The organism is Kitasatospora sp. NPDC029367, assembly GCF_055569135.1.
In genome coordinates, this window is record NZ_JBVHYH010000058.1 from 52,224 (window position 1) to 61,124 (window position 8,901).

Below are 8,901 nucleotides of genomic sequence, written 5' to 3' on the forward strand. Positions count from 1 at the left end.
GGGGTTTTGTTTTCTTTTTTGGTCGCGGGGTTGTTCCTCGGCGGGCGCGGGTCACCCCCCCCCCCCGACAGGCTTCATTCCGCCGCCTTTCCCTCATGAGGCGGCGGAACGCGGAACCGTCGGCCGGGCTCACGGAAGCGGGATGCGGTGGCCCGGCCGGCGGAGTGGAAGGGAGCGTTTCTGTTAACGCTCACAGAGATTGTTAGCGCTAACAAACGGCATGTCAAGGGAGGCGACGGACGGCATCGGTCAGTCTGCGGAACCGGCGCTCGGGGACCGGGCGCCGGGTCGGCTCAACGGCGCACGGCCGGTCCCGCGCTGCGCCGCAGCACCAGCTCCGGGCTGATCTCCAGCTGGGTCGGTGCGGAGCGCGCGCCGCCCTCCAGCTCGGCGACCAGCAGTTCCAGCGCCCGTCTGCCGAGTTCGCCGAAGTCCTGCCGCACCGTGGTCAGCGGCGGGGTGAAGTACGCGGCCTCCGGAATGTCGTCGAAGCCGATCACGCTGATCTCGTCCGGGACGGCCCGGCCGGCCTCGTGGAGGGCCCGCAGCAGGCCGAGGGCCATGTGGTCGTTGGCGCAGAAGACGGCGGTGACCTCGTGCAGCCGGGCGATCCGCAGCCCCGCCTGGTAACCCGAGCGTGCGCTCCAGTCGCCGCGCTCCACCTCCGGCACCGGGCATCCGGCCGCCTCCAGCGTGAGCCGCCAGCCCTCCTCCCGGTCCTGGCTCTCCCGCCAGTTGACCGGACCGGCCAGGTGGTGCACGGTGCGGTGCCCGAGGTCGATCAGGTGCCCGGTGGCCTCGCCGGCGCCGTAGCGGTTGCCCACCGACACCATGGGCACGCGCGCCTGGTCGCCCGAGCCGACCGCGACCAGCGGCACGGAACTGGAGAGGCGTGCCACCGCGCTGACGGAGGAGGTCTGCGGCGCGATCACCACCACGCCCTCCACCCCCTGGTCCCGCAGCCGGTCGACGGCCTCCTGGACCGAACGGCCGTCCAGGGAACGCAGGCTGGTCACGGTCACGAAGTACCCGGCGCTGCGCGCGGCCCGCTCGATCCCGTCCAGCATCGAGGCCGGGCCGTAGAGGGTCGAGTCGAAGCTGACCACGCCGAGCGCCTGCGAGCGGCGGGTGACCAGGGCGCGGGCCGCGGAGTTGGGGCGGTAGTCCAGCTCCCGTATGGCCGCCAGCACCCGGTCCCGGGTGTCGGGCTTCACGTGCGGGGCGCCGTTGAGCACCCGGGACACCGTTTGGTGGGACACACCCGCCAGTTTCGCCACGTCCGCCATCACGGGCTGACGCTGTTCCGTCCCGGTGCTGTCCGTTGCCACTGCAGTCCCCTCCTCCTGATTGTGGACCACAGTACGCGACCAGGTCCAGGCCAATTCGTCACCCTCGGCGCGACGGGCGGATCCCTTCCTACCAGGCGCTTCGGCCCTCCCACATCTGGCCATTGCGGCGTGTTGACGCTCCCGGAGGTGCCCCCACTGCCAAAGCGTGACCTCGTCGAACGGGGAAGGCGCCGGGCATGATCGCGTTGCTCCCCACGCCCTTCCCCCGTCACGTCCCGGTCACACCACCGAGTGACGTCCGGTTGACGGCACGGCGAACGCGACAGCACCGGCGCGGCGAACGCGACACCACCGGCGCGACACAGGGACGACGGCCGGCCCCGGCCCCGCTGGTGCGCGGAGCCGGGGCCGGGTTCGGTCGGGGGCGGGCTCGGTCGGGCCGGGTTCGGTCGGGGGCGGGTGCTGCCCGAGCTACCCGAGCGCCCACCTCTGGTTGTCGCCGCCCCAGCAGTTCCACAGCTGGACGGGCGTGGCATCGGCCGTGCCGGCCCCGGCGACGTCCAGGCAGCGGCCGGACTGGACGCCGGTGACGCTGCCGTCGGCGTTGAACTGCCACTGCTGGTTGGCACCGCCGTTGCAGGGCCAGGTCACCACCTTGGTGCCGTCGGCCGTCGCGCCGCCGTACGCGTCCAGGCACAGCGTGGTGCCGGAGACGTCCACGGTGAGCCTGCCGTCGGCGGTGCGGGTCCACGTCTGGTTCGCCCCGCCGGAGCAGCCGTTGATCTGCGTCTGGAGCCCGGGGGTGCCGGAGGCGCCGGGAACGTCCAGGCACTTGCCCGAACCGGCGCCGCGCAGTGCCCCCGAGGCGGCCGCCGGGGAATTGGCGTAGCCGGCCGCGACGATGTTTGCCTGGACGGCGTTCTCGGTGGCCTCCGACGGGTAGCCGGCGGTCATCACGCCCTCGTAGAAGGTGCCCCGGGCGCTCTTGCTGTTGTCGCCGCCGATGCCGAGGATGATCGCGCCCTCCTTGTGCATCGGGTCGTAGCCCGCCGCGTTCGGGCGCGGACCGGAGTAGAAGGTCGACAGGCCGCCGGACTGGGCGTCGCCGGCCCGGATCGCCCACTGGTTCGGGGCTCCCTTGACCATGGCCGTGAGGTAACGGTGGTTCACCGTCGGGTCGTTGGCGTTGTAGCGCGTGTCGGCGCCGGAGAACAGGCCGTTCTCCAGGTCGGCCATCACCCAGGGGCCCGGCCCGGAGCCGTAGCCCCAGACCTTGATGTTGCCGAAGTAAATGGCCTCCATGTGGCCGTTTCCGGTGTCGTTGCTGCTGGTCTCGGCGTTGCCGTAGTCGAAGCAGCAGCCGCCGTTGTAGTGGGTGCCGTCGAGGATCGCGTACATCCCCTCGGGCTGGTCGCCGGTGGCGACGCCGGAGGTGTGGTTGTTGCGGTAGCCGGTGCCCGGGGCGACGTACACGCCGTAGGCGCGGTGCCCGTTGAGCGTGGTGGGCGCCAGCGTGGCGTCCGCGAGGTTGTCCGGGCCGGGCGCGGCTCCACCGCCGGGCGCCTGGGTGAGGTGGTTGTGCCGCTCGCTCTGGTCGTAGATGACGGTGATCACGCACGTCGTGTGCGCGCAGAAGGCGTCCTGGGCGGCGGCGTCGGCGTAGCCGCCGGTGCTCAGCACGCCGATGTCGCGCAGCGCCTGGTCCGAGGCGCGCCGGACCTGGTACAGCGGCCCGGCGTAGCCGCCGTAGAGCGCGCGCGTGGTGCTGTGCGCGGCCACGCACGGTGTGCCGCCGGCGCGGTAGATGTCGCACGGCCCCTGGGTGGCGGCCTGGGCCGCACCGCTCGTCGCGGTGGCGCCGGCCAGCGCGCCGACGAGGACGGCGAGGGCCGCCCCGGCCCGGGCGAGGCGGCGCAGCGCGCCCCGTCCACGGGTGGTCCTGGTGGTGTCACTCATGCTGTCTCCCTGCTCGTCGTTGAGCGCGGCTCAAAGGGAATGTGAGCGCTAACAATCCAGCCCGGGACAGAGTTCTCCCACCCGGGCCGGACATGGAGAGTTCCTCGAGCGGCGACAGTGCCCGCACCGACGGTGTCCCGTCAAGACTTCTGACGCGCCCCGTCCGCACGGAACCGCACAAACCCGCCATCCGCACACGCCCCACCGCCACTACGGCAACAGGGCTGCGCTCACCGTGACCGTGCCGGCCCGCTGGTCCGGCACGACCTGGTCGCGGGCACGGTCATCGGCCCTTCCTCGGATTCCGGTGGTGCGGAGGTGAGTTCAGCAGCGGGTCAGGCGCACCGCGAGGCCGTCACGGGTGTACAGCGGCGTCGCCCGGTACCCGTCCGCGTCGACGGCGACGCGGGCGAACCCGCCTTGCAGCGTACGCGCGTTGAGCACCGGCAGCACCACGTCCTCGTCCAGTTCGAGGTCCTCCGCCGGCCGCACGAGGAGTTCCGCGCCCTGACCGATCGTCACCCGGCCCGCGACCGTCAGCGCCGGGGCATGGCACTGGTGGAGCGTCAACTCCAGGCGTGCGCCGGCCGACTGCAGGTAGTCGCCGTGCAGCCGGAGGGGCCCCCGTTCGACATCCACCCGCAGGGTGCCGCCGCGGACCTGGACGCCGCCGCGGCCGAGGGCGTCCCGGGAGCCGGCCGCGAGGACTCCTGCCGTCACCACGGTGGTGCCGGTGTAGCGGTTGGTGCCGGTCAGGGTCAGCGTCCCGGTGCCGCGCTTGGTGAGGCCGCCGGATCCGCCGATGTCGTTGCGCCAGGTGTCGGCCGCGCAGAACCCGCCCTCGGCGGCGTTCAGGTCCACGGTCACGTCCTGCTCGAACGCGCCGTACCCGTCGGCCGCGGCGAACAGGTCGAGCCGGCCCCACATCTCCGGGCCGTCCAGCAGGACGTAGCCGGAGGGCAGGGCGGTGGTGCGCAGCACCTCGCGGCGCTGGGCGGCGTCGAGATAGGGCAGGCGGGTCTCCAGCAGGACCTCGGCGCCCTTGGGCACGCTCATCGGGACGCTGCGGCCGCTGCGGCGCAGGACGTACGTCAGCCGCGGGGTGACCAGTTCGGCGTTGGCCTCGCGGTCGGCGTACGGGTCCTCGGCCGGGGCGGCCCGGTGGACGTAGGCGTACAGGGTGTCGGCGGTGGCGCCGGTCTTCGCCCGGAAGTACGCGGCGGCCTGGCTGCGGGCGGCGGCCTTGAGGGCGGCGTTGCGCGGGTCGGCGAGGGTGGCGGCGGCGAGCGCGGTGGCGAGCGTGCGGCCCCCGATGACGTCGAGCGGGGAGTGCATGCCGGCGGTGATCCGGGTGTGGCTGAGCTCGAAGGCCCGGGTGACCAGCTCCTGGAAGCGCTCGGGCACCGCGTACGCGAGCGCCAGTGCGGCCAGGTGGAAGGCGTTGGTGTGACCGCTCACGAAGCCGCCGTCGTCGGCCGGGGAGGTGCCGCGCTGGCGCAGCAGTTGGGGGGCGACGACGACGTCCGAGTCGTAGACCGGGAAGCCGAGGGCGTCGGTGGCGCCGGTGTCGACCACCCCGCTGTCCTCGTTCAGGCGCCAGGGGCGCGGGTACCGGTAGGCGTACTTGGCGGGGTTGCCGGAGGCGTACGGTCCGCGGAGCGTGTTGACGAGGGCGACCACCTGCCCCAGCTCCGAGTCGACGGCCCCGGGGCCCAGCGCGGAGCCGGCGGGCGCGTCGGCGGGGACGGCGTCGTCGACCTTGGCGGGCGGGGTGGTGTCGGGTGCGGTGGTGATCGAGGTGACGGCCCGGGCGCCGGTCCGGTACAGGTCGGCGAGCGGGCCGAGGCCGGCGATGACGGCGTAACTCTGGTGCTGGCGGTCGTAGATGAACGCCTCGCGGGCCTGGGCCTCGGTGCGCTCGGTGGTGACCTCCACGCAGTAGTCCACATTGGCGCGCAGGATGTCGGCGAGCAGTGGCGAGCCGTCGTTCCAGGACGTGCCGGTGTGCCAGATCCGGTTCATCCCGGTGAGGATGCGCACGGCGGCGTTCCCCTCCGGGGTGAGGTCGGCCATCGTGTTGGTCGTGTAGGAGTCCACGAAGGCGGCGCCCTGGGCGGGGCCGGCCGGGGCGGCGGCGGCCCGCTGCGGTGCGCCCAGCAGGCTCAGGGCCGTGGGCCCGGTGAGGAGGGCGGCCGAGGTGCCCGCCGAGGTGCGCAGGAAGCGGCGGCGGTCCAGGGTGCGCTGATCGTTCATGGGGTTCTTCCTGCGGTGGTGGGCCCGACGGGCGGGAGCGATGGTTCGGAAGCGGCGTTCAGGAGCCGCGTTCAGGAGCGGTGTTCGGGAGCGGTGTTCGGGAACGGAGGGTCCCCGGCCCGGTCGGCGGCCCGGGCCGGGGAGGTTCGGGGCGGTCAGCGGCGGGTGAACAGGAAGCCGAGCTTGTCGACCTCGTCGCCGGCGCGTCCCTGGAACCCGGCGATCTGCCAGCCGGCGGGCGCGGTGCGGGTCACGCAGTCGCCGGTGGTGGTGCCGCCGGCCAGGGAGCGGCCCAGGTTGGTGGTGAAGGAGGCGTAGAAGATGCGGGTGTGCCCGTCGCGCGAGCCCTGGCAGAGCGTGGCCGCGCTCAGGTACTCGTCGCTGCCCAGGGTGAGGGAGGAGGCGGTGCCGCCGGAGCCCCCGTGCGTGAGGGTGGTGCCGTCGGCGAGGGTCAGGCCGACCTGGTCGACCCGGGCGCCGGAGCGCAGGCTGACGGTGGTGGCCCGGGCGCCGGGCGCGACGCGGTCGATGTCGTCGTAGAAGTCGCCGTGCGGGCCGCCGAACTGCTCGCTCGCCAGGTAGGCCTGGTTCCGGCTCCAGGTGAAGCCGACGGCGACCGGGTCGTGGTCGCTGAGCATCTTGCCGGAGCCGTCGAGGAAGTCGGCGTGCTTGTTGGCGTACGAGGTGGCGGCGAGTGAGACGAGCGGGCTGCTGCGGTACAGGACCTTGTCGACGATCTCGCAGGTGTCGGTGGGCGCGTTCTGGTCGCACAGCAGCGGGTCGGCGCCGCGGGCCGGCGCCACGCCGCCGCGCTCGAGCTGCACCCACGCGTCGGTCAGCCCGTTGTCGGCGGCGAAGGCGCCGATGGTGTCGTCGGCGCGGGTGTAGCGCGTGTTGGTGTCGCCCATCACGACCACGGCGTTCCCGGCCGAGTGGGTCCTGATGTAGCCGGTGAGCTGCGCCAGGTTGGCGGCACGCGCGGTCTCGTCGCCGGGGTTCGTGCCCGCGTTCGCGTGGAGGTTGTAGAAGTCCACGTACACGCCCTCGGCCAGCCGGGTCCGCATGAAGGTGAAGCCCTTGGGGGTGAGGCAGTCACCGGAGTCCAGCTGGCAGTCGTTCCACTTGACGCGCTCGAAGTCGTCGGTGTCGTAGGCGAGTCCGGACAGGGTGTTGAGGCCGCTGCCGATGCCCGCCCCGCCGCTGGTCGCCGTGCGGTACGGGTGCGCGTCGGCGGCGTACAGCGCAGCGTGGTAGTTGAAGTCCTCCTGGACGTGCACGACGTCGTACGGCCCCAGCCGCTGGCCGATGGCGGTGGTGCTGCTCTGCCGCTCGGTGGGGGCGCTGTTCACCGGCTGCGGGAGCCCGGCGACGTTGTACGTCAGCACGGAGAACGACCCGCCCCCGGCGTCGGCCTGCGCGGCCTGCGCGGTGGGCGCGCCGACCAGGCCGCCCAGCGCGGCAGCCGCGCCGAGCGCGCCCACGAGGACGGAGCGGAGGAGGGGATGGCGGAGGCGGGACTTGGACATCGGTGTGCTCCGTTCGGAGTACGGCGTCGGGATCCGGTGCCCCGGAGCGTACGAGTGGACCGTGATCGCGTCAACCAGGTCGCCGCGCTCACAAACCGCCTCTGACCTGCCGTTTTACCAGGCCACGCCAAGTTCACCGGCAATGTTCTGTTAGCGTTAACAGACTGTTCTCGCCCGATCGTTCGGAGCGGGTCCCGGAGATGTGCCCGACCGTGTGCCCGACCATGTGCCCGACCGGGTGCCGGACAGGCACGGTCGCGCCCGCCCGACACACGTTCAGGCGGACTCACCCGTTGGCGGTCGGGCGTTGCCGCACGCCGAGCAGTCGGCGCCCCGCGCCGGGCGGCGCGAGCCCCGCCGGCCGCAGCCCCTTCCGGACAGACGCCGGATTGACGTTGATGGCCTGTTTGTCGCCCCTTCGATCCACCCCCGTCCAACCGTTCGCATCCAGACGGACCCGCCCCCGGGACGCCGCGACCGAACGGTGACCCAAGGCCCCTTGACGACGCTGTTGTGAGCGTTAACACTTCATTTCACGCCAGGCCAGAGCTACTGCCACCCCAACGTCCACAGCGCGAGGGACCGCTCCGGCCCCGGCCCGCTCGACCACTTCCAGCCGCCCAGTCAGGGCGCGCTGTCCCGGTCGCGGAACATCACCATGGAGGAACTGTGCGGAAGCTTTCAGCGGGCCTCGTCGCAGCGGGCCTGACGCTCTCGTTGGCGGCCTGCGGGCAGAGTGCCAACGGAGTCGGCGACGGGGCGGCCAAGGGCGACGCCAAGGGAGGGCTCATCGGCATCGCGATGCCGACCAAGTCGTCGGCCCGCTGGATCGACGACGGCAACAACATGGTCAAGGAGTTCCAGGCCAAGGGCTACAAGACCGACCTCCAGTACGGCGACAACGTCGTGGAGAACCAGGTCTCCCAGGTGGAGAACATGATCACCAAGGGCGCCAAGCTGCTGGTGATCGCCGCCATCGACGGCTCCTCCCTCACCAACGTGCTGCAGAAGGCCGCCGACGCGCACATTCCGGTCATCTCCTACGACCGGCTGATCCGGGGCACCCAGAACGTCGACTACTACGCGACCTTCGACAACTACAAGGTCGGTGTCCTCCAGGGCGGGTACATCGCCGACAAGCTCGGTCTCAAGGACGGCAAGGGGCCGTTCAACATCGAGCTGTTCGCCGGCTCGCCGGACGACAACAACGCGACCTTCTTCTTCAACGGCGCGATGAGCGTCCTCAAGCCGTACATCGACCAGAAGAAGCTGGTCGTGCAGAGCGGCCAGACCGACTTCAACCAGGTCGCCACGCTGCGCTGGGACGGCGGCCTCGCCCAGTCCCGGATGGACAACCTGCTCAGCAAGGCCTACACCTCGGCCCACGTCGACGCCGTGCTCTCGCCGTACGACGGCATCTCGATCGGCATCATCTCCTCGCTCAAGGGCGTCGGCTACGGCAGCGCCAAGTCCCTGCCCGTCGTCACCGGCCAGGACGCCGAGCTGGCCTCGGTGAAGTCGATCATCGCGGGCGAGCAGACCCAGACCGTCTACAAGGACACCCGCCAGCTCGCCAAGGTCGCCGTCCAGATGGGCGACGCGCTGCTGACCGGCGGGAAGCCCGAGGTCAACGACACCACCCAGTACAACAACGGCGCGAAGGTCGTTCCGGCCCAGCTGCTCCAGCCGGTGAGCGTCGACAAGGACAACTACCAGAAGGTCCTGGTCGACAGCGGCCAGTACACCGCTGACCAGCTCAAGTAGCCCCGGGGGGGGGGGGGGGGGGGGGGGGCACGGGCGGGGGGGGGGGGGGGGGCCGGGGGCCACCGCAAACGATCGAGGGAGCAGAAAGATAGCACCAGGCAAGATGAAGCGAA

The 8,901-nt window shown here is 71.9% G+C and carries 5 protein-coding genes; 1 reads left to right on the plus strand and 4 read right to left on the minus strand.

Features of this window, described 5'->3' with window-relative positions; genetic code table 11:
* Window positions 1-293: 293 nt before the first annotated feature.
* The 4 genes from ACZ4W5_RS27115 to ACZ4W5_RS27130 all read right to left on the minus strand — a co-directional run bounded on the left by ACZ4W5_RS27115 (window position 294) and on the right by ACZ4W5_RS27130 (window position 7,024).
* Window positions 294-1,286: a LacI family DNA-binding transcriptional regulator gene (locus tag ACZ4W5_RS27115; RefSeq protein WP_402480859.1), complete on the minus strand. Its 993-nt coding sequence runs from the start codon at window positions 1,284-1,286 to the stop codon at window positions 294-296.
* 474 nt (window positions 1,287-1,760) lie between these two features.
* Window positions 1,761-3,245, minus strand: coding sequence for an arabinofuranosidase catalytic domain-containing protein (locus ACZ4W5_RS27120; RefSeq protein ID WP_465657476.1), 1,485 nt, complete (start codon window positions 3,243-3,245; stop codon window positions 1,761-1,763).
* Between the two features lie 324 nt (window positions 3,246-3,569).
* Window positions 3,570-5,498 (minus strand): phosphatase PAP2 family protein, encoded by a 1,929-nt coding sequence (locus ACZ4W5_RS27125; protein ID WP_465657478.1) that lies wholly within the window; start codon window positions 5,496-5,498, stop codon window positions 3,570-3,572.
* 155 nt (window positions 5,499-5,653) lie between these two features.
* The gene (locus tag ACZ4W5_RS27130; RefSeq protein ID WP_465657480.1) at window positions 5,654-7,024 is read right to left on the minus strand and encodes a jacalin-like lectin; all 1,371 of its coding nucleotides are present in this window, start codon (window positions 7,022-7,024) and stop codon (window positions 5,654-5,656) included.
* Between the two features lie 669 nt (window positions 7,025-7,693).
* Here ACZ4W5_RS27130 and chvE point away from each other — a divergent pair.
* Window positions 7,694-8,788 (plus strand): multiple monosaccharide ABC transporter substrate-binding protein, encoded by a 1,095-nt coding sequence (gene chvE, locus ACZ4W5_RS27135; protein ID WP_360229200.1) that lies wholly within the window; start codon window positions 7,694-7,696, stop codon window positions 8,786-8,788.
* Window positions 8,789-8,901: the final 113 nt, after the last annotated feature.